This window comes from Enterobacter sp. Li2LvB3 (assembly GCF_056156645.1).
The window spans coordinates 190,090-214,966 of sequence record NZ_JBSICG010000005.1 but is presented as its reverse complement, the minus strand read 5'-3'; the positions used below and the strand labels follow the sequence as shown (position 1 = coordinate 214,966).

General features: G+C 50.4%; 26 protein-coding genes. 6 read left to right on the top strand and 20 right to left on the bottom strand.

Annotated features, from left to right (window positions below; genetic code table 11):
• Positions 1–3: 3 nt before the first annotated feature.
• The 4 genes from ACS603_RS06500 to ACS603_RS06485 all read right to left on the bottom strand — a co-directional run bounded on the left by ACS603_RS06500 (position 4) and on the right by ACS603_RS06485 (position 4,850).
• Complete coding sequence (locus tag ACS603_RS06500; protein WP_474943969.1) at positions 4–993, bottom strand: fimbrial protein; 990 nt, start codon at positions 991–993, stop codon at positions 4–6.
• A gap of 17 nt (positions 994–1,010) precedes the next feature.
• Positions 1,011–3,506, bottom strand: a complete 2,496-nt coding sequence (locus tag ACS603_RS06495) for a fimbria/pilus outer membrane usher protein (RefSeq protein WP_474943968.1) — start codon at positions 3,504–3,506, stop codon at positions 1,011–1,013.
• Between the two features lie 74 nt (positions 3,507–3,580).
• Positions 3,581–4,255, bottom strand: coding sequence for a fimbrial biogenesis chaperone (locus ACS603_RS06490; RefSeq protein WP_474943967.1), 675 nt, complete (start codon positions 4,253–4,255; stop codon positions 3,581–3,583).
• Positions 4,256–4,316: 61 nt separating this feature from the next.
• A complete protein-coding gene (locus ACS603_RS06485) occupies positions 4,317–4,850 on the bottom strand; it encodes a fimbrial protein (protein WP_474943966.1) in 534 nt (177 codons plus the stop codon).
• A 346-nt stretch (positions 4,851–5,196) separates the two neighbouring features.
• On the opposite strand from ACS603_RS06485, the gene ybiB reads away from it, so the two are divergent.
• On the top strand, positions 5,197–6,159 hold the full coding sequence (gene ybiB / locus ACS603_RS06480) for a DNA-binding protein YbiB (RefSeq protein WP_474943965.1): 963 nt from the start codon (positions 5,197–5,199) through the stop codon (positions 6,157–6,159).
• A gap of 116 nt (positions 6,160–6,275) precedes the next feature.
• On the opposite strand, the gene ybiJ is transcribed toward ybiB, so the two are convergent.
• The 3 genes from ybiJ to mcbA all read right to left on the bottom strand — a co-directional run bounded on the left by ybiJ (position 6,276) and on the right by mcbA (position 7,475).
• Positions 6,276–6,536 (bottom strand): DUF1471 family protein YbiJ, encoded by a 261-nt coding sequence (gene ybiJ, locus ACS603_RS06475; protein ID WP_446492476.1) that lies wholly within the window; start codon positions 6,534–6,536, stop codon positions 6,276–6,278.
• 285 nt (positions 6,537–6,821) lie between these two features.
• A complete protein-coding gene (locus tag ACS603_RS06470; protein WP_474943964.1) occupies positions 6,822–7,088 on the bottom strand; it encodes a DksA/TraR family C4-type zinc finger protein in 267 nt (88 codons plus the stop codon).
• 123 nt (positions 7,089–7,211) lie between these two features.
• A complete protein-coding gene (mcbA, locus tag ACS603_RS06465) occupies positions 7,212–7,475 on the bottom strand; it encodes a DUF1471 family periplasmic protein McbA (protein ID WP_182060118.1) in 264 nt (87 codons plus the stop codon).
• 241 nt (positions 7,476–7,716) lie between these two features.
• Here mcbA and rlmF point away from each other — a divergent pair, with 241 nt between their 5' ends.
• Positions 7,717–8,634, top strand: a complete 918-nt coding sequence (gene rlmF / locus ACS603_RS06460) for a 23S rRNA (adenine(1618)-N(6))-methyltransferase RlmF (protein ID WP_182060119.1) — start codon at positions 7,717–7,719, stop codon at positions 8,632–8,634.
• Positions 8,635–8,675: 41 nt separating this feature from the next.
• Here the strand turns inward: rlmF and ybiO are convergent, their stop codons facing one another.
• The 6 genes from ybiO to rhtA all read right to left on the bottom strand — a co-directional run bounded on the left by ybiO (position 8,676) and on the right by rhtA (position 15,325).
• Entirely contained in the window at positions 8,676–10,889 is a 2,214-nt protein-coding gene (ybiO, locus tag ACS603_RS06455; RefSeq protein WP_474943963.1) for a mechanosensitive channel protein, read from the bottom strand.
• 136 nt (positions 10,890–11,025) lie between these two features.
• Positions 11,026–11,748, bottom strand: coding sequence for a glutamine ABC transporter ATP-binding protein GlnQ (glnQ, locus tag ACS603_RS06450; RefSeq protein ID WP_014069454.1), 723 nt, complete (start codon positions 11,746–11,748; stop codon positions 11,026–11,028).
• Positions 11,745–12,404 carry a glutamine ABC transporter permease GlnP gene (glnP, locus tag ACS603_RS06445; RefSeq protein ID WP_010428919.1) on the bottom strand — a complete coding sequence of 220 codons (660 nt, stop codon included), beginning with the start codon at positions 12,402–12,404 and terminating at the stop codon, positions 11,745–11,747. The genes glnQ and glnP overlap by 4 nt, the downstream gene beginning before the upstream one ends.
• Positions 12,405–12,527: 123 nt before the next feature.
• The gene (gene glnH / locus ACS603_RS06440; RefSeq protein ID WP_014069455.1) at positions 12,528–13,271 is read right to left on the bottom strand and encodes a glutamine ABC transporter substrate-binding protein GlnH; all 744 of its coding nucleotides are present in this window, start codon (positions 13,269–13,271) and stop codon (positions 12,528–12,530) included.
• 361 nt (positions 13,272–13,632) lie between these two features.
• A complete protein-coding gene (dps, locus tag ACS603_RS06435) occupies positions 13,633–14,136 on the bottom strand; it encodes a DNA starvation/stationary phase protection protein Dps (protein WP_182060121.1) in 504 nt (167 codons plus the stop codon).
• A 301-nt stretch (positions 14,137–14,437) separates the two neighbouring features.
• Positions 14,438–15,325 carry a threonine/homoserine exporter RhtA gene (gene rhtA / locus ACS603_RS06430; RefSeq protein WP_182060122.1) on the bottom strand — a complete coding sequence of 296 codons (888 nt, stop codon included), beginning with the start codon at positions 15,323–15,325 and terminating at the stop codon, positions 14,438–14,440.
• 355 nt (positions 15,326–15,680) lie between these two features.
• On the opposite strand from rhtA, the gene ompX reads away from it, so the two are divergent.
• Positions 15,681–16,199, top strand: a complete 519-nt coding sequence (gene ompX, locus ACS603_RS06425) for an outer membrane protein OmpX (protein ID WP_014069459.1) — start codon at positions 15,681–15,683, stop codon at positions 16,197–16,199.
• A gap of 139 nt (positions 16,200–16,338) precedes the next feature.
• Here the strand turns inward: ompX and ACS603_RS06420 are convergent, their stop codons facing one another.
• Positions 16,339–17,922 (bottom strand): phosphoethanolamine transferase, encoded by a 1,584-nt coding sequence (locus tag ACS603_RS06420; protein WP_182060123.1) that lies wholly within the window; start codon positions 17,920–17,922, stop codon positions 16,339–16,341.
• A gap of 279 nt (positions 17,923–18,201) precedes the next feature.
• Positions 18,202–18,330 carry a manganase accumulation protein MntS gene (gene mntS / locus ACS603_RS06415; protein ID WP_182060124.1) on the bottom strand — a complete coding sequence of 43 codons (129 nt, stop codon included), beginning with the start codon at positions 18,328–18,330 and terminating at the stop codon, positions 18,202–18,204.
• A 183-nt stretch (positions 18,331–18,513) separates the two neighbouring features.
• Between mntS and mntR the strand changes: the two genes are divergently transcribed.
• The 3 genes from mntR to ACS603_RS06400 all read left to right on the top strand — a co-directional run bounded on the left by mntR (position 18,514) and on the right by ACS603_RS06400 (position 21,226).
• Positions 18,514–18,987, top strand: a complete 474-nt coding sequence (gene mntR, locus ACS603_RS06410) for a manganese-binding transcriptional regulator MntR (RefSeq protein ID WP_182060125.1) — start codon at positions 18,514–18,516, stop codon at positions 18,985–18,987.
• Positions 18,984–20,084, top strand: coding sequence for an anion transporter (locus ACS603_RS06405; RefSeq protein ID WP_315688160.1), 1,101 nt, complete (start codon positions 18,984–18,986; stop codon positions 20,082–20,084). Before mntR ends, ACS603_RS06405 begins: the two co-directional genes overlap by 4 nt.
• A gap of 101 nt (positions 20,085–20,185) precedes the next feature.
• On the top strand, positions 20,186–21,226 hold the full coding sequence (locus ACS603_RS06400; protein ID WP_182060127.1) for an aldo/keto reductase: 1,041 nt from the start codon (positions 20,186–20,188) through the stop codon (positions 21,224–21,226).
• 222 nt (positions 21,227–21,448) lie between these two features.
• Here the strand turns inward: ACS603_RS06400 and ACS603_RS06395 are convergent, their stop codons facing one another.
• From ACS603_RS06395 to ACS603_RS06375, 5 genes are all read right to left on the bottom strand, one after another.
• A complete protein-coding gene (locus ACS603_RS06395) occupies positions 21,449–21,970 on the bottom strand; it encodes a hypothetical protein (RefSeq protein WP_474943962.1) in 522 nt (173 codons plus the stop codon).
• A gap of 298 nt (positions 21,971–22,268) precedes the next feature.
• Positions 22,269–22,961 carry an outer membrane protein gene (locus ACS603_RS06390; RefSeq protein WP_474943961.1) on the bottom strand — a complete coding sequence of 231 codons (693 nt, stop codon included), beginning with the start codon at positions 22,959–22,961 and terminating at the stop codon, positions 22,269–22,271.
• Between the two features lie 46 nt (positions 22,962–23,007).
• A complete protein-coding gene (locus tag ACS603_RS06385; RefSeq protein ID WP_315688164.1) occupies positions 23,008–23,481 on the bottom strand; it encodes a GlcG/HbpS family heme-binding protein in 474 nt (157 codons plus the stop codon).
• Positions 23,482–23,788: 307 nt separating this feature from the next.
• Positions 23,789–23,959 (bottom strand): Hpt domain-containing protein, encoded by a 171-nt coding sequence (locus ACS603_RS06380; protein WP_474943980.1) that lies wholly within the window; start codon positions 23,957–23,959, stop codon positions 23,789–23,791.
• Positions 23,960–24,182: 223 nt separating this feature from the next.
• The gene (locus tag ACS603_RS06375) at positions 24,183–24,809 is read right to left on the bottom strand and encodes a response regulator (protein WP_474943960.1); all 627 of its coding nucleotides are present in this window, start codon (positions 24,807–24,809) and stop codon (positions 24,183–24,185) included.
• Between the last annotated feature and the right edge of the window lie 68 nt (positions 24,810–24,877).

Below are 24,877 nucleotides of genomic sequence, written 5' to 3'. Positions count from 1 at the left end.
CCATTACTGGTATTCAAGATCGATTGTGGCAATCGTGTTAGCTTTACCCGCGGTAACGGTGGCGTCCGTCTGGTAATACTGTACGGCGAAGCGGATGACATCCGGAACGTTAGGTTCGGTTTTTCCACCGACCGGGATAGGGTAGTCGTATCTGAGATCGACACCGTCAAGCAGCATTCTCACACCAACGCCCGTAGCGCTGTCGCTCCCCGGAGTGAGGTTCAGGACATCATCAAACTGACTATTAATGCCATTCGCGCTGGTCACCGAGGCCGTGAGATTGACCACTTCTGTACAGGTGGCGGTGATATTGAAATACTTCCACGCCGTATAGCTGCCCACGTGAGTAAATTGTGAAACCGGGAAGTCACCTAACGTCACCGTCAGGTTCAGAGGATCGATGGAGCAGGTTGCCGTTCTTTCGGTCACCGTGGCGGAGTAGTAGCTTGAATTTCGATCGCCAGAAATACCGACGGTATTAAAAACACCGAATCCAAAGCGATCGTCTGTGCTTGACACGGTTCCGCTCCCGATATGTGTCGCGGTTTTGATTAACCGTTCGGTGTAGCTGAAAGAAAACGTTTGTCCACTGTCGCTGCTGACGGTTCCCATTGGCGTCGCGGTTGTGTCGCATGAGTAGCCTTGTCCGCGAACGATCTGTCCGCTGCTGTTTAACAGTTCAATGCCGATACCGTCAATATTGGTGGCGTATACGCCCGGCATGCCTGAAACTTCCGCACTCGCTCCGTAATAGCAGGAAATAATGGTGTGACTCGCTAGCTTTCCGGTGCAACTGCCTGTCACGGTGTGCGTTTTTGCCGAACCCGGGATGACGCTGCCAACATCAAGGGTGGTAGGGACAGAAAGCGTACCGGCAGCAATAGTATAGGGCAGGTCTGGAGAATCACAGGTTGTCGCCGCATGAGCATGCGGCATCAGACACGCGCTCGTGAGGAGGACAACCAGCGCAAAGGCATATTTAAACATGTTCATTTTTTCCTCGGATAGTTTTATACGCACTGCGCCGTGATGTTAATAACTGCACCGTCATCTTTCGTTGGCAGGTGATAGGTTGCGGCGCAATGGCTGTCGGCAGTTTGTCCCCAGCTAACGTCAACCGTGCCTTTTTCCTGCATGCCGGTCAGATAAACCTGCCCGCCATCGCCCACGATAAACTCGCCATCCTGATGAGCCTGAGATGCCGTTGCGCCGAACGGGATAGCGCTGCCATCAGCGCGTTTCAGCGTCATTAATACCCGGCTGCCAACGTGCGTTTCATAATGTGCGCGCACGATGGCGCCGCGCGTTGGCGTCACGGTTTTGGCCGCCTGGTCAACATCCGCATTTCCCGGCAGCGTTTCGGTGTTGAGTGCAAGGGTGTTATGACGGTACGGCGACACGTACGGCACAATGGCATAGCCGCGGAAATCGGTATTCACGCCGGTCTGATTGGTGATGTTGGTGTCGTCTGCACCCGGAGCTTCGACCAGCGCGGCCGTCTCGCCCATTGGCTGACCCAGCGTGATGCCGTGCGCATGGGCGATCATACTTCCCTGCAACCCAACGTTAAGCTGTTGCTGCTGGTTATCCTGGGAATACCCGGCATTCACTTCCCCGTAAGTACCTTTGTAATCTGCATTCAGGCTGGTGCTGTCGCCGCTGCTCTGACTGTGGCCTTGCTGAACACCCCAGCTCAGGTTATTGCCTGCAAGTGCGGTGCCGTTCAGACCCACGCTTTGGGTGGTATCGTGTTTTGTGCTGTTCAGGTTGTAGTTGACCCAGGTATTGCTGAGCCAGTGTTCGAGCGGGACAGAGACGTTGAAAGCGATGTTTTGTTCGCTCGTTTTTTCGTTGTTATCGTCACCGCCATCACGCGTGTTTTTATCCAGTCCATAACTGAGCCCGTAGCTGATGCCGTGCCATGAGTTGTTGTAGCCAATGTTCATTGAGGTCATTCCCTGGCTTGCGTTCCAGTAGCTTTCTTTAACCAGGCTTAATGTCAGGGACCCAAACGTACCGCCCAGAGACTGATCGACCGTGGCCTCCTGGCGGTCGCGGCGGGTATCGGGCGCTTCCCAGTCATCATTAAGGGTGTGTGAATCCAGGGTGTCTTGCAGGGTGTAAAAGCCTTTACTGCTGTAGCGATATCCGGCAATGGCAAAATGGGTGCCCGTGGTGGCAAAATCTTTGCTGTAGCGCACGCGCCACGATTGCCCTTGCGTAGGATCGCGATCCTGCATGGCAGATTTAGCGTCGGTGACGTCAACGGAGAAGGCACCGAAATCGCCGATGTTTTTACCGATCCCGAATGCCAGCGCATCATAATACTGGCTGGCCTGAAGGCCGCCGTAGGCCGTTAAGCCATAAGGCAGCCCGTAGATGACCGTTCCCTGCATGAAAGGGGTTTTTTCGACGTCATTATCGTAGCTGCGGTAACGCCCGGCCGTCAGGCTATACTTGAGGCGGCCTTCGCGCTGAAGCACCGGGACAGAGGCATAGGGCACCACGAAATGCTGCTCGCTGCCGTCCGTCTCTTTCACGGTGACGTTGAGATCGCCGCTTCCGCCGGTAGGGTAAAGATCGTTAATTTCGAACGGGCCTGGGGCGACATAGTTCTGATAAATCACATACCCATTTTGACGTACAAGAACCTGCGCGTTGCTGTGTGCTGTGCCGCGAATCACTGGGGCAAACCCTTTCATACTTTCCGGCAGCATGTCATCATCCGACGCAAACTGCGCGCCGGTGTAGGAGATACTGTCGAATATATCAGAAGGCGACGAGCTTTGACCGAAGGTCAATTCCCCACCTAAAGGTGCAATATCGCGCTGGGCGTAGGTATACACCGAAGAAAAATCACTTTCGGTATCGCTGTTGCCACTGGTTTTACTCCAGGTTGAATAGTTGCGAAAACGCCACGCGCCGAGGTTGAGCCCCGGTCGAAGATTGAGAAATGCGCTACGCTGGTCGGTGCTGTTTTCCCCTTTCCCGTGATTATCACCGGCGGTGAAGCTGTAGTTCAGCAGTAAGGCATTAATCCCTTCGTCGAACTCCTGGGGATCGACGTAATCGCGTGGCACTTGCGTAATAGCAGTCTGAGGAATGCTCAGCAGCAGTTGCTGCGGGTTAACGTGGAACGTTGCGCTGGCGGAAGGGATTACGCTCAGGTCGACACACTGCGCGTTTTCATCCTGGGTAAACTTATCGCTTTGAATACCTAAGCTTTTTAATTGAGCAATGCTCAGGCACGGTTGGAGGCTCGATTTACCCTCGGCATCTTTCTTCAATGTAAATTCAATTTCTTTATTGGCGACTTTATTATTATTTACGTAGACGTCGACATGGTATTTTCCCGGGGCTTGCCCTGGGCCAATCTCATAAATACTGAGATCGGTTTTTTCCTGGGACGGATTATCAATGTCCAGTAAGGCCGGGTTGAAATAATCTTCGGCAAGAGCTGTTTGTAGACAAACACCCAGCAGCGTGCAGCCCAGTGCAATAAGCATTGAGCGTCTGTGCTGCTTTGGTTGTTTTGTTGTATATTCCCAGCCCATAATGGTATCCGATAATGAATGATGATTTATTTTATCTGTGCGGTCCAGGATGGAGTGATTCCGCCATAATCATTTATGATTTTCCAGCTTACTGAATGTGCGGAGATATTCCCCGGGATGGCGAAATGAGTTTCGCCTTTCGGACTGGAATACGTCACCTTATCGATTTTTTTGCCGTCCAGTTTGATTTCCTGGAAGTTCATATAAAATGGTGTCGGGTTATCAACAATCAACTGGTTCCCTTGTTTATGCCAGACTAAATGTGAGGCAACATCTTCAGGTTTGTCTGTAATACCAGAGGGGCGATACAGCAATTTAATACGTGTCTTAATTGCTATTTGCAGCGTATTAACATTTTCCTTGCGACTGGATGAAGGAATGGATTTAATATTCAGCCAGAACAGCGATTCACGATCTGCCGGTAGGCTACCGTTGGTTCTGATGATACGCAGAACGTTACTCTGTTCTGCATCAAGACGGAACAGGGGTGGGGTAATCAGGAACGGTGCCTTCTCGCGAGTCTTGTCTTCCGTTTCGACCCATGACTGCACCAGGTAGTCGAGGTTATCCGGGTTGGTGATGCTAATGGACGATTCTTTTTTATTTTCCGGATAGACCACGCGGGTACCGCCGATGGTAATACCCGCATGAGCGGCGGAGGTGAGCAATAATAAGGACGAAACCAGAAGGAATTTACGCATAGATTTACCGTAATAAAGGAAAAAAAGATATTAGCCACGGAGATGACTAATATCTTTTTCATTAGTTGTAAACGATGGTGAACGTGGATACCGAATTTGCCGGGCCAGCCGTAACGCTGCTGCCGGTCTGAATATAACGGGCACCAAATTCCAGGTCATTGGTGGTTGTTCCTGATGTCAGTGTATATCCGGCAGAAGCCGTATATAAACTCAGTGGGTTTTCAGTTTTATCTAATAACTGAATACCAACACCGGTTGCAGTACCTGTACCTGCTGTTACCGCCAGCACATCACTGTTACTGCCATCTGGGGTTCCACCAAATTTCACAGCAGCACTGGTTACGGTTTCAGGACAATCTTTAAGTTGAATACTAAAGCGGGTAGTTGCTGTGGTCGATCCGGATCCCGTAAATGCAGATTTCGCAACTTTACCTAATGAAACATCAAGTGGGCTACTTAATCCATTCACAACGGTACAAGCAGAGTCAATAATTTCACCTGTGAAATTAATTTGTCCTTCACCGCTTGCAGCAAATGCGGATACGGAAGCACATGCCATCCCGGCAATAATGCCCGCAATAATAAGTTTTTTCATTGTGTTCCTCTGAATGAAAGTGAGTCATTTTGGCTTTAATCATCACCTGGGTGATTGATTCGCGAGGAACTATGTATGATAACTATGTCTTGTTCAATTAACCTTCTCTGAATCATAAATTTAATGAATTTAATGTGTGTTGCTAATTATTTAAATAAATAAAAAAAGGCTTATAAAACAATAAATAAATATGGGGCGTTGACACGTCACTTAACGGCTGTGATGAATATCGCGACTCTTTTTCTCCTGAAAGTCTGTTTAGCGAAGGGAAAGCAAAAGGAAATGATTACCCGTATGTTATTTATCAGGGCTATAGTATCTGCAAAGCGTTATAAGGAGAGGTACCATGGATTATCGCAAAATTATCAAAGAGGTAGGCCGGGGTAAAAATCATGCCCGGGATCTGGATCTCGAGACAGCGCGTGAGCTGTACACCCAGATGCTGAATGGTGACGTGCCGGACCTGGAGTTGGGGGGCATTCTGATTGCACTACGCATTAAAGGTGAAGGCGAAGCAGAAATGCGGGGTTTTTATGAAGCCATGCAGGCGCAAACGCTCCGTCTGACGCCGCCCGTGGCAAAACCGATGCCGATTGTCATACCAAGCTATAACGGCGCACGTAAACAGGCGAACCTGACACCGCTGCTGGCCATTCTGCTACACAAGCTTGGATTTCCGGTGGTGGTTCACGGTGTCAGCGAAGATCCAACCCGTGTTCTGACAGAAACCATTTTTGAGATGCTGGGTATCGGACCAACTCTGCACGCAGGCCAGGCGCAGGCAAAACTGGACGGACATCAGCCGGTGTATATTCCGGTAAAAGCGCTCTGCCCGCCGCTGGAAAAGCAGCTGGATATGCGCTGGCGAATGGGGGTGCGTAACAGCGCCCACACGCTGGCGAAACTGGCGACGCCATTTGCTGAAGATGCAGCGTTGCGCCTTTCCAGTGTGTCGCATCCCGAGTATGTCACGCGCGTTGCTAACTTCTTTGATGATATTGGTGGACGGGCACTACTGATGCACGGAACCGAAGGCGAGGTTTACGCCAATCCGCAGCGTTGTCCGCAACTTATGCTGATTGATTCAGCAGGTGCGCGTGTCGTTCTGGAACGCGGTGAAGAGAATGTAGAAGTGGTGTTGCCGTCAGCGAAAGATCCGCATACGACCGCACACTGGATTGAACAATGCCTTGCCGGGAATGTACCCGTCCCGCATTCCATTAAGCTGCAAATGGCCTGTTGCCTGTTTGCAACGGGTGAAGTTGAAACGGTGGAAGCCGGGCTCCAGCGCGTTGAGCAGTCATTTTAGGCAAAAAAAAGCCCGTCCAGTGGCGGACGGGCAAGCAAGGGTAACAACAACAGGGTCAATGAGGGTGGAGCAACTCGCCAGAGGGTATAGCGAGTGTGGAGCATAATTCCGTTCGGTTATTTGTAGATAACCGCAGTACCGCTAAGTTTGTTGTTGGTGTTTGCGGACGTAATGGTATAGCCGCTTGCACCCGCTGCTTCTGCTTTTGCAGCCAGTTTGGCTTCCAGGCCGTCCAGAGTGGTTGCACCTTCAGCACTTACCACACCGATTTTATTCATGCTCTGCGCCTGAGAAGAGGAGACGGCTTCTGCGGCGAATGCGCCAAAGGAAAGAGCAGACAGGGCAACAGCAGCAACAGCATATTTGATGGTTTTCATAGTTAATCTCTCGCAGGTTATTCTGTTAAGGGGACGATGTTCCGTCGATGTGATAAGTATCACGTTTTTTTGCGGAGGATAAAATCGAAGAGAATTGACGACGTTACTCAAAAAAATTGAATGACAAATAAGTTATTGAATATTAATAAATTCGAAAGCTCAATTTACACTTCTTGTCGCTGCGCTTTACAGAGTCATAGTGAAGGGCACATTTTGCTACGCGTGGTGCAGAATTTCGTGAGAGTAAAGGAAACCGCTTGCGCGGTTATCTTATGTAAATGAAAGTCAACGTAACTGGCTATCTTTCGATCCTCTGCGATTATATCCTGTATAGGATGAGTTTTGTGAATCTTTATCCTGTTGGCATGTGATGCATAACCTTACGCCGGGAATGGCTTTACGCCGCGCCTCAGGGATTGGATCGCCGCACTCTTCACATACTTCTAAACTTTCACCCTGCGGTATCTCACCGCGAGCGCGTGCGACAGCATCTTCAATTGTACTGTTGATCTGTTTGTTGACCGCGTCGTCATTTGCCCAACCGGAAGCCATTGCCTACTCCTGTACAGGGGATGTACCTCATAAGATTACTATGGGGTTAAAAAACGTACAGTCAAGGTGGGGAAAAGAGAACTGCATCTGCAAGTCAGATGCAGTTCTTTATCAGGAGGGAGCTTATTTGTAGATAGTGGCTGTACCGTACATACGGTTTGTACCGCCGGCAGAATTGACCACAATGCCTTTAGCACCTTCTTCACGCGCTTTTTCGGCGAGTTTCGCTTGCAGGTCGTCAAGATTGGCTGCACCTGTTACAGAAACAGTGCCCGAAGGGCGCAACTGCCCGGTATCGTCATGCGATAGTGTTTCAACAGACCATGCGGAGAAAGATGCTCCTGCCAGTGCGCCTGCAATGACGATGAGTGTCAGGTATTTTTTCATAATCACATCCTCTGAATAACAACGGGTGATCCACAGTAAGTTTAGAAGCTTGCAGAGTGTGATTTGGAGCAAATATTTGATGATGATCTGCTTATTTTTTGAACGATATAAATTGACAAACCGCTGACAGATCATAGACATACAGGCTACTGATTTTTTTCGCAATTTTGTGCCCCGCACAGAGATATTTACCCTGGAGGCATCAAAGGGTATCTTACGCCGCTGTTTAAAGGAGAATGCCATGACTTCCCAAAAGCCGGGGTTGCACCCGCGTAACCGTCACCGCAGCCGTTATGATATGCAGGCACTATGCCTGAGCTGCCCACCGTTGCAGGACTTTATTGTGCAAACGCCTGCGGGTGAACCGTCGGTTAACTTTGCCGATCCGCAGGCTGTCAAAATGCTCAATAAAGCGTTGCTTGCCCACTATTACGGCGTTGCGCACTGGGACATTCCCGAAGGCTTTCTCTGCCCACCCGTGCCGGGGCGTGCGGATTATGTCCATCATCTTGCCGACCTGTTGGCGGAAGATAACGCAGGCGTTATCCCGAAACAGGCCACGATCCTGGATATCGGCACCGGCGCGAACCTGATTTATCCGCTGATTGGCGCACATGAATACGGCTGGCGTTTTACCGGAACGGAAATTGACGCCAGTGCCTTCGCCAGTGCGCAGGCGATTATCAGCGCCAATGCCGGGCTAAGCCGCGCCATTCGACTGCGTCGACAGAAAGATGCCGCAGACATTTTTAACGGCATTATTCATAAGAATGAGCAGTACGATGCCACCTTGTGCAACCCGCCATTCCATGACTCTGCGGCATCTGCCCGTGCAGGAAGCGAGCGTAAACGCCGTAATCTGGGGCAGGCGGAAGATGGTGCGCTGAATTTTGGTGGCCAGCAGCAGGAACTGTGGTGCGAAGGGGGGGAAGTGGCCTTCATTCTCAAAATGATCGCCCAAAGTAAAGCATTTGGCCGCCAGGTGAAATGGTTTACAACCCTCGTTTCCCGCGGGGACAATCTGCCGCCGCTGTATCGCGCGTTAACGGAAGTGGGTGCGGTTAAAGTGGTGAAAAAAGAGATGGCGCAAGGCCAGAAGCAGAGCCGCTTTATCGCATGGTCGTTTATGGACGATAATAAACGCAAAAAGCAGGCCTGAACCCGTAGGCCCGGTAAGCGCAGCGCCACCGGGCAATAAGGCTACAACGTCGGCTCCTGCGGCGGTGGCGCTGATGCCGGTGATGATAATACCTGATATGTCTGCACCGGCATTCGTACATCCGCCAGATCAAAGTGTTTTTTTACCATGCTGTCGAGCGCGAATCGCACGGTCCACTGTTTAAGCGGTTGGGTGGTGAACGACACGCGCAGCGTAAACGCCGTATTGGTGAGCCCGACAATGCCGGCAAACGAGGGCTCGCCAATGATAAGCCCCCGAATGCCGTCCATCTCCAGCAACTCTTCCACCGCGGCCTTTAGCGCCTGTTTTGCTTTATCTGCATCTTCATGACGATCGACATCATAATTCGCCACCACTGAGCCAATACCGCGCACGAAATTAGCGAAGGTGGTAATCGATGACCACGGAATAATGTGGTACGCGCCGGTGTCCTGGCGCACGCCGACGGAGCGAATGGACATCCGCTCGACCGTGCCGGTTAATGGCCCGATAGTCACCAGATCCCCGGTGTTCATCCCGTTCTCAAACTGAATGAAGATTCCGGTAATAATATCCTTCACCAGCGTTTGTGACCCGAAGGAAATCGCCAGCCCCAGTGCGCCTGCACCGGCCAGCAGCGGGGCGATATTCACACCTATCTCTGACAGCACAATCATAATGGTAATGGTGCTGATAATGACCGCCAGCGCATTGCGAAACAGGGTTAACAGCGTGCGGGCGCGGGCGCTCGGCAGCGGCCTGCCGTGAATATCTGAAACCAGACGGTTCTCTATCAGGCTCGCCAGCAGCGTCCAGCCTACTGCGGAGAAGAACAGGATCAGCGCGATGCGAATCAGAATATCGACGGTCTTTTCCCCCGCGCCATTGTGCAGCCAGTTCCAGAAATCAAAAAGTCCCCAGGCGTTTAGCAGCAGCATCACGGCAATGCAGACGGTGAGAATTCTCGCCACCTTAAGTGAAACCGACGCCCAGCCATTCACCCTTTTTTGCAGCTCCGGGTAGTTGCGCTGAACCTGCGGCGACAAAGTGATAGTTTTTGAGATCCAGCGTGACAGCAGGCCCGAAACGAAGGCGGCTATACCGATAATGGCCAGACTTTTGAACGTTGCCCCCATCATAAATTTCAGGCTGTTGCCCGGGTCAAAGAGCGAGAAGAAACAGAGCACAATAAAGTAAGCGCTTGCCAGCCAGTGCCACACCAGCGCGAAGGCGCGTATGAACAGACTAAAGAACGACAGGGAACGGTCGGCCAGTTGTAGCAGGCTTTCAGTGATGCCTTTTTTATTATGAAAGATAAGGTACAACGCCCAGACGGTAATACAGAGCATGATCAACACATTGGCCAGTGCGCCGAACTGGACATTTACCTGATTAGAAATGATCGGCACGGCAACCAGCAACCCGTAGCCAATCAACCCGCTGAGAATACTCAATCGCATGGCCCAGTATCTGGCGCTCTTATCCTGAATGGCGAATGGGCGAAGCTCCGACACGCCCGGGCAAAAAATGAGTCGTAGCAGCGCCTTAAAGAACTCAATCAGGGCAAATGCGTTCAGGAACAGCGCCTGCTGAAAGGCGATGGTTTTACTGCCTGCATTTAGCGCGTCGCTCGATATCTGTCCGACAAACAGGGTGAGGGCCAGTAACAGTAAATCAATGGCAAATGCGCCGGTGATCATCAGCGGTAACGGAAACCAGCTGCCCTTGTCGCGGTTCTTTTTTCGTCCCCACTGACCCATTTTGCGGTACAGCGGCCAGGCGCACAGGCGTGCCAGCCAGTAAAAAGCAAACACAATGGCTGCCAGCATCAGGAAATGGCTTACCGCACTGGTAAAGGTCTGAGGATTGAAGGGTTTATGCGGAGAGCCAATCAAATTGCGCCAGAGCTGGGCAAAGCGTGACGAGAGGGCTTCACTGTAGTGTCGGCTCACCTCGGTGACGTTTTCAAGCACCGTTTTTTGTTCTGCTGCCTCTGGCGGCGCAATCGCGGGAACGGGCTCCTGAGACGACGAAGCGGCAACTTTACGTAACTGGCCGATGAGCGCCTGGCGTGAGGCATCATTCTCAAGGATATCGGCCAGCGCGCTATAGGCCGCTTTTTTCTGCTCGACATCCGGTTCTGGCGGGGGCGTATTCTGCGCGGTGGACGATGTTCCGGTAGTGACGCCCGGGATAGCGACCGCAAGAGAAGGGGCGCAAAACAGGCTAAGTACAAGCAACAGTATCCACGGCACGGCTTCCTCCGGTGAAAATGTCGAATGAAATGATAAGTATAGAAGGCAGGGGAAGGTGGAGGATTTTTGGGAACAATCTGGCAAAAAAAAGCCGGGTGCAGCTTTCGCTTACCCGGCCTTGTGGCTGAAAGGTGTATCAGGAAACGTGTTGCAGGAACTCCTGCAAACGCTGGCTTGGTGGGTTCGCAATAAGCTCTTGCGGGTTGCCATCTTCAGCGATACGGCCTTTATCAATGAAAATCAGGCGAGACGCCACTTTCTCGGCAAAACCGATTTCGTGGGTAACGATAACCATCGTCATCCCTTCTTCCGCCAGATCCTGCATGACTTTCAGCACCTCGTGACGCAGCTCAGGATCGAGTGCAGAGGTTGGCTCATCAAACAGCATCATTTTTGGTTTCACTGCCAGCGCGCGGGCAATCGCCACACGCTGCTGCTGGCCACCGGACAGCTCAGAAGGGTAGTGGTGCGCACGCTCCGCCAGGCCAACTTTCGCCAGCAGATCTTTCGCCAGCGCTTCTGCCGCCGCTTTGTTTGCCCCGCGCACGCGCAGTGGGCCAAACATCACGTTTTCCAGCGCCGTCAGGTGCGGGAACAGGTAGAACTGCTGGAACACCATTCCTGCTTCCTGACGAATCAGGCGGTCGTCTACTTTCGGGTCATTCACTTTCAGACCGTCGACAATCAGATCGCCGCTGGTTATCTCTTCCAGCTTGTTGATGCAGCGCAGCAGGGTAGATTTACCGGAGCCAGATGGCCCGATAATAACCACGACTTCGCCCTGTTTAATGTTTAAATCGATATTGTGCAGCACCTGGGTTGGACCAAAGTGCTTGGAAACGTTTTTAAATTCAATCACAGGATTTTCATCCTTCTTTCAAGACGACGCAGAACAAAGCTCAGAACCAGAGTGATAATCAGATAGACAACGGCTACCGCACTCCAGATTTCCAGCGCACGGAAGTTGCCAGCAATGATCTCCTGGCCCTGACGGGTCAGTTCAGCAACACCGATAACGATAAACAGCGACGTGTCTTTAATACTGATGATCCACTGATTACCCAGCGGCGGCAGCATACGGCGCAGCGCCAGTGGGAGGATAACGTGGCGGATCGTTTCGCGACGTGAAAGCCCCAGAGCCAGGCCCGCTTCGCTGAAACCTTTATGAATCGACAGTACTGCACCACGGGTGATTTCCGCGATGTACGCGCCGGAGTTAATCATAATGGTGACAACGGCCGCGCTGAACGGATCAATGCGCAGGTCGTTGAATGCCATAGGCAGGGCGAAGTAGATGAACATGACCTGTACGACGATTGGCGTACCGCGGATCACTTCGATGAAAACCAGTGCGATGTGGTTAGCAATCCAGCCACCGTAGGTGCGGGCGAAACCGGCGACAAGGCCGATAATCAACCCGCCAACCAGACCGAGGACCGAAATCCACAGGGTCATTTTGGCGCCTTCAAGCAAGAGAGGAATGGCAGGCCAGATGGCGCTCCAGTCAAACTGCATGATAATTTCCTGTTACTGTTACCGTGGTAAAAACAAAAAGTTAGCCAGAGGGATAACTAAAATTGTAGGCCCGGTAAGCATAAGCGCCACCGGGCTTTACTGTACCTGATGGATCAGGTTGATTTATTTAGGTTCAGTACCGAACCATTTTTTGTAGATTTCGTTGTACGTGCCGTTCTCTTTCAGGGTTTTCAGCGCGCCGTTAACCTTAGTGCGCAAGTCGTCGCTGCCTTTAGGGAACGCAATACCGTATTGCTGTGCTTCCAGAGATTCACCCACTGCTTTGAACTTGCCGTTACCCGCAGTTTTGATGAAGTAGAGGATGTTTGGCGTATCATGCAGAACGGCATCAGCACGGCTGGTACCCAGTTCCATGTATGCGTTGTCGATGTTCGGGAACTGACGCAGGTCTTTGGTTTTGATGTTTGCTTTTGCGTAGTCAACAGAACCGGTACCGCCTTTTACAGCAACCACTTTACCGTCGAGATCTTTAACGCTTTTAATGTCGTTATTGTCAGCTTTAACCATCACCAGCAGGCCGCTTTTGTAGTAGCCGTCAGAGAAGTCGATCGCTTTTTTACGTTCGTCAGTGATGGTGATACCTGCCAGCGCCAGGTCAACGTTTTTGGTTTGCAGTGCCGGGATGATGCCGCTGAAATCCATAGGTTTCAGGGTGTAATCCAGTTTGAGTTCTTTTGCGATAGCGGCCCACAGATCCACATCGAAACCAACGTATTTGTCACCCTGTTTGAATTCAAACGGAACGAACGCCGTGTCGGTCGCCACAACCAGTTTGTCGGCGGCCTGAGAAGACACCGCAAAAGCCAGGGTAAGTGCAGCCAGTGAAACTTTTAATACAGACTTCATAGCATTTCCTTTTATATCCACGGGGCGATCCCCTGCGAGAACAACAGGCACTATGAAAAAATCGTGCCAACTTTACAACTTATTGTTTTGCAAAGGGGATGATGTCATACGTTGCACAATAAACGTGGCAATCATGTTTTATTGCACCAAGATGGAGCACCCTTTTGGTGCGCTTCGTTTTGGTCAACTGACAGGGGGATATTTAGCGCGGGTTCTGACGAAAAAACAATCTTCTATTAACGGTTGTGTGAGGTGATTATTACATTTCGTTCACTTTTGCAGGGTGTAAACAAAAAAATGCGCACCATAAAAGTGCAAAACCCCCGCCGTAAGCGAGGGTTTAATAGAAAAATCGTATGGATTACTCGATGTTAGACTCGATAAACCACAAGAATTTATCCAGATCGCGGGAAGCCGCGGTGAAGATGTCGGCAGTGTCTTCGTCTTTGGTTTCACCGATGGCTTTACGCACGTCATTGGCGACAATCGCATACCTGTCTGCCAGCTCTTTCAGGTGATCCTGAACGGTGTGGATATCCAGCGGGTAACTTTTAAGCGGCGTTTTGCTGTTGATGACCTGCGTTGTACCTAGTGCAACACCACCTAACTGAACAGCGCGTTCGGCCATGGTATCCAGGTGGTCGGTCAGTGCAGTACGGAATCCATCCAGCATTTCATGTACGGCAATAAAGTTTGCGCCGCGCATGTTCCAGTGAGCCTGTTTCGTTATCAGCGACAGATCAATGAACTGGATCACCTGGCGATTCAGCAACTCAACAGTCGCTTTCTTATCACTATCTGATACATCGTTACGGGTATAAAGCAGATTAGATGATTTCGTTTTTACCAATTTAGCGGTACTCATAATCTCATATCCTCTTGATGTTTGTGTCCCAGGTAATTAACGAAATTGAGTATAGCACCCGTTTAGTACATTGCAGTTTTGATCCTGCCTATCAGTTTAATAGCGTAGAGTGTCTTGAGATGTAAATGTCTTTATTATCATTGCGATAATGTATTGGTTGCGAAGATGTTACTATTTCCCATCGAGCGAAACAGCGGTGCAATGATATTTCAGAATAATGCGAAAATTGTGAGTGAATAATACAGGAAGGGATACTGGCTTATATTCTGCATGGCCATTTTGCCATGCAGAATCATGTTCATCAGTTAATATCGATTTTTTCGACTTTGCTTTCGCGGCGCAGGGTCAGCGTGGAGCCCATTGACGCGGCAATAATAGAGCAGAGTGCAAGTGTCTGGGTGAAGGTCAACGTCTCTCCGAGGAACACCATCCCGGAGATCGCCGCCAGCGCGGGCTCCATACTCATCAACGTTCCAAAGATCCTTGTCGGCAGACGCGTAAGGGCAATCATCTCCAGAGAATAGGGCAGAGCCGTAGAAAGAATGGCAACCGCAAGCCCGATTGGCATGACAGACCATTGCCAGATGGATTCTGTGGCCTGTGCCATGCCAATAGGAACAAAGACGATCGCGGCAATTAATGAACCCAGGGCCACCGTTGCCGGGCCATGCTCTTCACCCGCACGCTGGCCTGTAAGAATATAGACCGCCCAGCAGGCTCCTGCGCCCAGCGCCAGTGCAGCGCCCGTTAAATCAATCTGCGACACATCCTGGCCAAGCGGCAGCAGGAACCACAAACCCAGTACGGCTAACACCACCCAGATAAAGTCTACCGGACGGCGGGAGGAGAAAAGCGCCACGGCCAGCGGGCCGGTGAATTCGAGAGCAACGGCAATCCCAAGCGGTATGGTCTGAATAGAGAGGTAGAACATATAGTTCATGGCGCCCAGCGACAGCCCGTAAAACAGCAGGGGCAGGCGTTGCTCTTTTTTGAAGCGCAACCGCCAGGGTTTGAAAATGACCACCAGTATCGCCGTACCCAGCACGATACGCAGCGCGGTTACGCCAGGCGCACCAACCAGCGGAAAAAGCGATTTTGCCAGCGATGCGCCACTTTGAATGGAGAGCATGGCGATGAGTATGACTGCAACCGGCATCCAGACCGACGTTTTGCGGGATAACCCTGGCATCCTTTCTCCTGTCATTTTATGTCAAGTGAAGTAAAAGCCGCAGTGTATATGGAAATATGCTGCAACGGTTGAGACTCCGTTGAAAAAAAAAGGCGTGAAATCCGTAAAATGGTTAAGCGTTGATGGATTTATCGACTGTCAGATTAAGAATAATCTGGATGAATGCAACGGCATGGACGCGCAGTATTAGCTTTTTGATGCGAAAATTCTGCGTTATTTGAAAGAGATAGCTGAGGATGGAAACGTTCTGTTACAGGAAAGACATCTTTAGACATCACGAATCAGAAAGAGTTTCACAAGATTTTTTGATATATTTAAAACTTACGGATTTACTTGAAGCACATTTGAGGTGGTTATGAAAAAAATTGCATGTCTTTCAGCACTGGCAGCTGTTCTGGCTGTTTCCGCAGGTACCGCTGTAGCTGCTACTTCTACTGTTACTGGTGGTTACGCTCAGAGCGATATGCAGGGCGTGATGAACAAAGCTAACGGTTTCAACCTGAAATACCGCTACGAGCAGGACAACAACCCACTGGGTGTGATCGGTTCCTTCACTTACACTGAGAAAGACCGTTTCGACAACAGCGCTTACAACAAGAGCCAGTACTACGGTATCACCGCTGGTCCAGCTTACCGTCTGAACGACTGGGCAAGCATCTATGGCGTTGTGGGTGTTGGCTACGGTAAATTCCAGCAGACTGAAAACGAAGGTGCTAACCGCACTGCAAGCACCAGCGACTACGGTTTCTCCTACGGCGCGGGCTTACAGTTCAACCCAATCGAAAACGTTGCTCTGGACTTCTCCTATGAGCAGAGCCGTATTCGCAGCGTTGACGTTGGCACCTGGATCGCGGGCGTAGGTTACCGCTTCTAATCACTCCGGTGAGCCAATAAAAAATCCGCCCAATGTGGCGGATTTTTTTATGGAAAGTAAAAGCAAAACGGCAACCCAGGGTTGCCGTTTTTAGTGTTTGTCACCTCTCCCTATGGGAGAGGGCATCAGACCGCGCAGGTCACTTACTCTTTATATCGAAGATATCTGTTCCCAAATGGGTATAGTCAACTTTCTGTAACTTGAAGTTGGTAATGTACACTGGGGGAGCCTTCTTACCCGAAACAAACGGGTAATCATTTTTTATCTCTTCTGCGGAAATCCCGGTCCACTGGGAGAAGAACTCAAGGAAATCATTCGCCGAGCGGCGTGCCTTCACGATCCGATGCGTTTTATCATCGCTCGACAGCACCATAAACGGAACCTGGAAGTTCTGCTGGTACTTGTCATCATGCGCCAGGTACTGCACCTCTTTTCCACGTTCTTTAAACGCTAATCCGTGGTCAGAGAAATAGACCATCGAGAAACTTTCCCCGGTATTACGCAACTGATCATAGAGCTTGCTCAGCAGATCGTCCGTTTGCGTCATGGTATAGAGGTAGCAGGAGGTTTCCTTCGACTGAACGAATTCCGCGTATTTCCCCTGCGTGCGGTCACAGGCCTGCGGGTGTGAACCCATCAGATGCAAGACAATCAGCTGTGGCTGTGTGTGCGGGTTGGCAAAGACCTGAGCGGTCATTTTCAGTAGCGCGTCATCTTTGGTGTTTTTATCGGCTTCAAAATCACCGCTTTTCAGGAACTGAACTTCATCAGCACGCTTTGCAATACTGGCGATAGCCGTATCGTACTCGCCAATCTGCCCCTGATTAGAGAACCACCATGTCTGGAAACCGGCTCGGTTAGCCAGAGTAACAAAGTTATCCTGATACTGCGGTTTACCATCGACCACACGGTTTAATGTCAGACCGAGCGATTTTTGCGTCGAGCCGCTGGCGGCGATGTAATCGGTAAATAAGGTACCATTAACCGAGCTGGCAAACGGCGTATTATCCCAGTGGCCGCCAAACGCTCCCATCGCATCACGACGGGCGCTTTCACCAATCACCACCACATAGGTATGATATTTCGGTTTGACCGCCAGCACGTTCCAGGTGTCTTTCATATTTGAAAGCTCAGCCATGCGCGCCTGCTCATCAACAACTTCCTGGTTATTGACCACCACGTCTTTCACGAAGCGGAAAACCGGGTAACCGGTATCTTTGAGCTTAAATACGCCACCCCAGGCAAGATTTTGAACCGGGGCGACAAAGAAGGTCGCCACGCCAACGACCAGACACAGGTGTTCGATTTTACCCCAGGTTTTTTTCTCTTCGGGTTTACGGCGCATGGCAATGACGCCCAGCGCAAAAATGAAGAGGCCCACCACATAGCTATACCACGGGAAAATCGTCAGTATTTCTGTCGACTCTTCCATATTGGTGGAGTGCAGTGCCAGCAGGGTATTAAAGTTCGGCGAGCCATAGGCCTGGCCAAACGGGAAATAAAACGCAGCGACCAGAGAACAGATCCCGACTAACGTTTTCTGTGCGCGCGGAGCAGTACGCCACAACACGTGGAGTATGCAGGTAAAAGCTACGGCATAAAGCAGGCTAAATGGATAGCCAAGCGCAAAGTTAATCAGCAGCGATTGCAGAAAGTAGAATCCCGTCCACGGGCTTAAGGCCCGGCTGCGGGTAACAAGTGTATCTTTCAGGGTTAAATTCATAGGTCACTATCATGAAAACGCCATGTGCTCACCCTGGCGTCAAGGGTCAAAGCCTGCCTGAGAGTGCGTGGAAAGGGAATGTGGGTCCGCTTCAGCGAGCCGCAAATAGTGCAGGGCTGCACGAAGATAGTGCTAGTGGTAAATAAGATCAACAGTTGCTAAGCAGATGTTTTGCGAGGGGGATTGCAAATCCGTGAAAAAGTACGGGAATTAGGCGGCTAAAAGCCAGTTTACACGGGGATTGTGACGAAAAAATGAAGCGGCGTACCGCGACGCCGCTTAGTGGGATGGTTTATCGCCCTGCTGTGGTTTGTTGTTAAAAATGTCGCACAGCATAGACAACAGCATTAACCGTACTTTAAAGGGAGAGTGAGTAAACACGTTCATACACCTCTTGAATTCGTTCATAAGACCTCCTGATTTAAGATCCCTTCGATCCGTGAAGGGTGACTGCATTACATACAGATATAGCACAGGCTATATTGTATAGCTATGGCTATTTCGTTAATTTTTTGTGCTTGTACAGCTATGGTTTACAATGGCGCTCTCGTTACACGGCGCTGGAAGCGTCATCCCCATTGAGGACACACAATGAACCGTCGCGCAGGTAAGCCAACAATAAAAAAAACGACGCAACTGGTTAATGTTGAAGAGCATGTTGAAGGATTTCGTCAGGTGCGCGAAGCGCATCGTCGTGAGTTAATTGATGACTACGTTGAGCTGATCTCAGATTTGATTCGTGAGGTTGGGGAAGCGCGCCAGGTGGATATGGCCGCGCGTCTGGGTGTTTCGCAACCGACTGTCGCAAAAATGTTAAAACGACTGGCCTCTGTGGGCTTAATTGAAATGATCCCCTGGCGCGGAGTATTCCTTACGCCTGAGGGCGAAAAGCTGGCCCATGCGAGCCGCGAACGCCACCAGATCGTTGAGAACTTTTTACTGGTACTGGGCGTGAGCCAGGATATTGCACGCCGGGATGCCGAAGGTATGGAACATCACGTTAGTGAAGAGACGCTGGCGAAATTCCACGAATTCACTGTCAAATACGGGCCATCTGCAGAATGACAATCCCGGGATTGCAGGCGCTGAAACGCGATCGTTTCTTTCATCTCTTATTGATTATCGGGGCTGGGCTAAGCGTATTTGTCCCTTTTGCACCGCACACATGGCCTGCGGCTATCGACTGGCGCACGATCATCACGCTTAGCGGTTTAATGATGCTCACCAAAGGTGTCGAGCTGAGCGGCTATTTTGACGTACTGGGGCGTAAAATGGTGCGCCGCTTTGCCACCGAGCGCAAGCTGGCGCTGTTTATGGTCTTGTCAGCTGCCGTGTTGTCGACCTTCCTGACAAACGATGTGGCGCTGTTTATTGTTGTGCCGCTGACCCTTACGTTACGTAAACTCTGCGAGATCCCGGTAAGCCGACTTATCATTTTTGAAGCGCTGGCCGTTAACGCGGGTTCACTTTTAACGCCTATTGGTAATCCGCAAAATATTCTGCTGTGGGGGCGTTCCGGGCTGTCGTTTGCTGCATTTACCTGGCAGATGATGCCGCTGGCACTGGTGATGATGGTGTCGTTGCTGGTGGTCTGCTGGTTTGCATTTCCGGATAAGAGATTGCAGTACCACAGCGGAACAACAGGCCCGGAGTGGAAACCCCGGCTGGTCTGGAGCTGCCTGGCACTGTATATCGTCTTCCTGACCGCGCTGGAGATGAAACAGGAACTGGCAGGCGTTGGGCTGGTTGCCTGCGGGTTTTTAATTCTCGCCAGACGTGTTCTGGTCAGTGTGGACTGGACGCTATTGCTGGTATTTATGGCCATGTTTATTGATGTCCATCTGCTTATCCAGCTACCGGTTCTACAGCATGCTCTGCACAGTGTCAGTGGCCTGTCACAGGCAGGTCTGTGGCTCACGGCAATCGGTTTGTCGCAGTTTATCAGCAATGTTCCTTCAACCATTTTGCTCCTTAACTATGTGCCCCCGACTGTGCTACTGGCCTGGGCGGTAAACATTGGCGGCTTTGGTCTTCTGCCTGGTTCGCTTGCGAATCTGATTGCCCTGCGGATGGCTAACGACCGCCGTATCTGGTGGCGATTCCATTTATGGTCGCTGCCTATGCTGGCCTGGGCCGCACTGGTCGGTTTCCTGCTGCTTTAGAGAAATGGGCAAGAAATAGACAGAAACGCCACATTCGCAATGCCGCTCAGAAAGGTATAACTCTCTTGTACCCATTGAACGAACATTGCGAGGAGCGTTGTATGCGTTATCAAAAACTGGGCAATACCGGTCTGTTTGTTTCTGAACTGTGCCTCGGCACCATGACATTCGGTGGTGAAGGCGGTATGTGGGGCAAGATTGGCCAGCTGCGTCAGAGTGAATCAGAGCAGCTGGTAGGACGCGCACTGGATGCCGGGATCAACTTTATCGATACGGCGAACGTCTATTCAGAAGGGCGTTCGGAAGAGATAACCGGCCAGGCGCTGAAAAACCTGAAAGTCCCGCGCGAAAACGTGGTGGTCGCTACCAAAGTGTTCGGCGAAACGGGCACGGCAGGGGTGAATTCCCGGGGTAACTCTCGTTACCATATCATCAGCAGCGTGAAAGAGAGCCTGCGCCGCCTTCAGCTTGATCATATCGATCTCTATCAGTTACACGGCTTCGATCCGGCCACGCCGGTTGAAGAAACGCTTTATGCGCTCGATAACCTGGTGCAGCAAGGCCACGTGCGGTACATCGGCGTTTCCAACTGGGCAGCCTGGCAAATCATGAAAGCGCTTGGAATTTCCGAGCGGCTTGGGCTGGCGCGTTTTGCGTCGTTGCAGGCCTATTACACCATTGCCGGGCGCGACCTGGAGCGTGAGCTGGTGCCGATGATGCAAAGCGAAGGTGTCGGGCTGATGGTCTGGAGCCCGCTGGCGGGTGGTTTGCTGAGCGGGAAATATGGCCGTGACGGGCAGGGCGAGGCTGGCAGCCGCCGCCTGGAATTTGATTTCCCGCCGGTTAACAAAGATCGCGCGTTTGACTGTGTGGACGTAATGCGCACCATTGCCGGGAGTAAAGGCGTATCCGTTGCACAAATTGCCCTGGCGTGGCTGCTGCATCAGAAGGCGGTCAGCAGCGTCATTATTGGTGCCAAACGCGTGGACCAGCTTGATGATAATATCGCGGCTACCCACATCCGTTTAAGCGAAGATGAGCTAAAACAGCTGGATGCCGTTAGCGAGCTGCCGCGCGAATATCCGGGCTGGATGCTGGAACGTCAGGGCGAGTATCGTCGTAATCAATTAGCGCAGCAATAGCCCCTCTTTCCCCGGTAGCGATTCGCCTATCGGGGTGTAAAGTCATAATCGAGTTATGCCTCTATTTATGTTATGTACATGATATATATGTTTTATTTTGACTTTTTGACAACCAGTGTAAGCGTCCTGTTTTAAGGGAGCGATTCAGATCTGACGTTTTTGCGCGTAGTAAACAACGGGCCTGTAAACAGGCTTGTAAATTAAGTTGATAAATATCTCTGGTTATTTACCGTTTTCAAATTCGAAAACCTTCTGCGTACCATTTGCATAGGTGACCTGTAACCAGGTTTTATGTCGATCATTAGCAGGAACGAGGTTACGAATTTCGGAGTCGCTACCAAGCCAGATTTTTTCCACCTGAGGGTGGGCAAGATTTTTGTTTATCGCAATCCATTTCCCTGACCAGCACCCACCGACAGACCGAGTACACAGGAAGTTAAAGTAGGGCGTTTCCACCATCATGTTGTACTGACTGAGCTTCTCTCCTCCCGTAACGAGGACTTTTTCTCCAGTATTCCCGCAGTTTTCACACAGCATACGGTCATCACTTGTCCCGATGAGCTTAACTTCATAGGGAAGAGGTGTGACCCGAGTTTCAGGGCGGGTGTTGTTTACTGTCGGCGGCACGTGTCCAGTTTCAGCTCTGGAGTTCCCTGTCAAAGTACTGGTGCTACAGGCAGACAGCAGTAAGGACAGACTGATGGCTGCGAAAGAAAACATCCTCATTTTTTGTTCAGATCTCAATGGTATATCCCTCTGTGATTAAGATAATTAACCGGTGCTGCTGTCATGGCTCACAGCCAGCCTGCTGGGGGTATAGGTTCTTTATCCATACCGATTTTCATAAAGTATTGGACTTTACTGATTAGACTTAAGAGCGGAGATAAAGTCATTTTGATACTAGAGCATATAATTTTTCTTGACCAATAATAGGGCTGGATGTGTAAAAAACCTTACCGCCAGAAAATAGATGGTAAGGTCAGGCAAAAGTGGGATAAAAAATACCTGTAATAAGGGTGATGAAACTCTCTATTGCAGTGCCTTACAGGACGTAACGGACGCCAAACACAAATTCATTGTTGACCAGGCGTCCGCGCAGATTTTCATCCTGCAGAGCACGTGCGTTGACAAAGGTGTTACGTCCGCTTTCAATATTGCCCATATCAACATAACGATAAGTGGCGTACAGGGTCAGATCGTCGATAACTTCATAAGAGGCCCCCGCGCCAAGGGAGTAGGTAAAGTTGGTTTGCGTATTGCCGGCAAACTCTCGGGTGTCATTCCCCTGCCAGCCGCCCACCTTCACTTTCGCCACACCGGCCCCAGCCGTTGCGTACAGGGCAAATTTATCGGTAATCATAAAATCGCGATAAACGTTGAACATTGCTCGTTCAGAGTCAACTTTCATGTGGTTGAAGCTGGTTGCAAAAGTGGAAGAGCCGCTGGTGAATTCAGTTTTTTCTTTAAAAACATATTCAGCTTCGGTACGCCAGTTATTACCAAACTGATAGCCAGCGGCCACGGAACCGTTCAGCTTGTGCTCTTTTTCATCCCCGGCTACAAAAGAACCGATCCCCGGTCGTTCACTCAGGTTCATGCTCTTTGCCTTCTGATGGGTGTCGATCAGGTTCAGGGCACCGTAATAGCCTTCTTTCACGTTTTCGGCAGCCAGTACCGGGCCGGAAGCACACAGTGAAAACACAGAGGCGAATAAAACACGTGGTGTGAATTTCATAATAAGATCCTTTTTTATCTTTCCGATAAATTACGAATAGCTTTACTTATTTCAGATTTTTAATAGCGTCGAGTGCACAGGCTTCATCAATATCACCGCTCGGTGCGCCGCCAATACCAATAGCACCGATAGTGGTGTTATTTTCTTTAACAGGCACTCCGCCGGCCAATAATAAGAACCCAGGGATATCACCGAGGTTTTTCGCGGCTGGATACTTATTTGAGTTTTCCAGAAGCTGGCTGGTCGCCGCTCCGCTGGAAGCAGAGGTAAATGCTTTCTGATAGCTGGCTGCCAGGGTATGTGGCCCGGCATTATCCATACGCTGTACTGCACGTGTGAGGCCAGCTGCGTCGACAACTGTCACGCTGACGTTATAGCCTTTAGCACTGCACGATTTAACCGCTTCGCTGGCCAGTACCGAAGCCTGTTGCAGAGACAGTGTGGACTGTGTCAGTGATTTAGCGTGGGCAGTCATTGTTAATGCCGTGAGCACAGACAGAATAAGTAAATTTTTTTTCATGATGGATACCTTTTAATTAATAAGACGTAAAAAATAAAAATAAAACGCCCATGAGGTTTAACAGCAAAAGCATCAGAATAAGTATGCGTAGTGCTGTTGTGGTGAATTGGAATAAATCATTTAACATGGCAACCTTCTTTTTTTTTAAAAATATTGCCATCTGACAACACGGTAACTATATAAATTTCATGGTAGTGAAATACATGAGGGCAGGATGATAGGTTTGTAAGGGAAGGACTATAGGCTTGTAGTCCTTGTCGGGGGAAAACGGTTCAGGTCAAGAGCCCGGTTTAAAGCGGCGTTGCGATTAGCGTGCCGCTAAGTCCGTAAGCAGAGTCTGGAGGTAGAGCAGTATTGTCGCCACATCGGGCGGAGTCATCCCGTCGCATGCGTTCTCCAGATCACGACACTGGTGCGCTATCGCATTTGCGCCAATGATTTCGGCGGCCCCGGCCAGGCGGTGTAAGTGATACGCCAGCGCAGCGCATTCTCAGTGTCAGGCAGGGTTGCATATCGCGCTGGTTTTCATCTCGTGTAACATTAAGGAAGGGGGATAATAAGTGGTTATTAAGGTCGGTTAATAACATAAGATTATCGATATTGATAAGCCGTGAAAGGCTTTCCGGGTGATCGTCAACAGTAAGTATGCGCAGCGGGCATACCATCGGACGGGAATCCATTGTATTGTATCTGGGGATGACTCAGTCTATTTTGTTGCGTTGGGCGAAGTGATAAATGTCTTTCGACGTTTCCAGATCGAGCTTTTTCATTAAACGGCTTTTATAAGTGCTGACGGTCTTATCACTGATCATCATTTTCCCGGCAATGTCGATAATTTTAAGTCCTTTTGCCAGAAAATGCAGAACCTGTAACTCCTTTTCAGACAGATTGGCGATTTTATCTTTGTCGTCCAGTAGAAAATCACCAGCGGCATTCTGGCGGGCGCGGTTAATGGGGAAAAAACCATAGCCACTTTTAATAGCGCGGATAGCGTCCTGAAGTTCTGTCAGATTATTGCGCTTGCTGATAAAACCGTCGGCACCGGCGCTGGCGCAACGCCTAACATAATGTTTGTCATCCTTCCCTGTCAGAACCAGGATCCCACCGTTAAAATCATTTGCACGCAGTCGTTGCACGACATTAATCCCGTTGAGTGAGGGAATATCGATATCGACGATAACAAAATCCGGTAGTAACTGGCGAGTCTGCTGTACTGCTTTCAGGCCGTCATTGGTCTCGCCGATCACCGTCATCCCATCTTTTTCCAGCAACATTCTCACTGCCATACGGGTAACCGGGTGGTCATCCACGAGTAATACGTTATTCATTTTATCATCCTGGTTCAATGGATTATGCCCGAATCGGCGTTATCGTCTCGAATTTTGCGGCAGATAGC

What these genes read in the sequence shown, in the direction of transcription:
- ACS603_RS06500 (WP_474943969.1), bottom strand. Translation starts at nt 993, where the DNA reads ATGAACATGTTTAAATATGCCTTTGCGCTGGTTGTCCTCCTCACGAGC.
- ACS603_RS06495 (WP_474943968.1), bottom strand. Translation starts at nt 3,506, where the DNA reads ATGCTTATTGCACTGGGCTGCACGCTGCTGGGTGTTTGTCTACAAACA.
- ACS603_RS06490 (WP_474943967.1), bottom strand. Translation starts at nt 4,255, where the DNA reads ATGCGTAAATTCCTTCTGGTTTCGTCCTTATTATTGCTCACCTCCGCC.
- ACS603_RS06485 (WP_474943966.1), bottom strand. Translation starts at nt 4,850, where the DNA reads ATGAAAAAACTTATTATTGCGGGCATTATTGCCGGGATGGCATGTGCT.
- ybiB (WP_474943965.1), top strand. Translation starts at nt 5,197, where the DNA reads ATGGATTATCGCAAAATTATCAAAGAGGTAGGCCGGGGTAAAAATCAT.
- ybiJ (WP_446492476.1), bottom strand. Translation starts at nt 6,536, where the DNA reads ATGAAAACCATCAAATATGCTGTTGCTGCTGTTGCCCTGTCTGCTCTT.
- ACS603_RS06470 (WP_474943964.1), bottom strand. Translation starts at nt 7,088, where the DNA reads ATGGCTTCCGGTTGGGCAAATGACGACGCGGTCAACAAACAGATCAAC.
- mcbA (WP_182060118.1), bottom strand. Translation starts at nt 7,475, where the DNA reads ATGAAAAAATACCTGACACTCATCGTCATTGCAGGCGCACTGGCAGGA.
- rlmF (WP_182060119.1), top strand. Translation starts at nt 7,717, where the DNA reads ATGACTTCCCAAAAGCCGGGGTTGCACCCGCGTAACCGTCACCGCAGC.
- glnP (WP_010428919.1), bottom strand. Translation starts at nt 12,404, where the DNA reads ATGCAGTTTGACTGGAGCGCCATCTGGCCTGCCATTCCTCTCTTGCTT.
- glnH (WP_014069455.1), bottom strand. Translation starts at nt 13,271, where the DNA reads ATGAAGTCTGTATTAAAAGTTTCACTGGCTGCACTTACCCTGGCTTTT.
- dps (WP_182060121.1), bottom strand. Translation starts at nt 14,136, where the DNA reads ATGAGTACCGCTAAATTGGTAAAAACGAAATCATCTAATCTGCTTTAT.
- rhtA (WP_182060122.1), bottom strand. Translation starts at nt 15,325, where the DNA reads ATGCCAGGGTTATCCCGCAAAACGTCGGTCTGGATGCCGGTTGCAGTC.
- ompX (WP_014069459.1), top strand. Translation starts at nt 15,681, where the DNA reads ATGAAAAAAATTGCATGTCTTTCAGCACTGGCAGCTGTTCTGGCTGTT.
- ACS603_RS06420 (WP_182060123.1), bottom strand. Translation starts at nt 17,922, where the DNA reads ATGAATTTAACCCTGAAAGATACACTTGTTACCCGCAGCCGGGCCTTA.
- mntS (WP_182060124.1), bottom strand. Translation starts at nt 18,330, where the DNA reads ATGAACGAATTCAAGAGGTGTATGAACGTGTTTACTCACTCTCCCTTT.
- mntR (WP_182060125.1), top strand. Translation starts at nt 18,514, where the DNA reads ATGAACCGTCGCGCAGGTAAGCCAACAATAAAAAAAACGACGCAACTG.
- ACS603_RS06405 (WP_315688160.1), top strand. Translation starts at nt 18,984, where the DNA reads ATGACAATCCCGGGATTGCAGGCGCTGAAACGCGATCGTTTCTTTCAT.
- ACS603_RS06400 (WP_182060127.1), top strand. Translation starts at nt 20,186, where the DNA reads ATGCGTTATCAAAAACTGGGCAATACCGGTCTGTTTGTTTCTGAACTG.
- ACS603_RS06390 (WP_474943961.1), bottom strand. Translation starts at nt 22,961, where the DNA reads ATGAAATTCACACCACGTGTTTTATTCGCCTCTGTGTTTTCACTGTGT.
- ACS603_RS06385 (WP_315688164.1), bottom strand. Translation starts at nt 23,481, where the DNA reads ATGAAAAAAAATTTACTTATTCTGTCTGTGCTCACGGCATTAACAATG.
- ACS603_RS06375 (WP_474943960.1), bottom strand. Translation starts at nt 24,809, where the DNA reads ATGAATAACGTATTACTCGTGGATGACCACCCGGTTACCCGTATGGCA.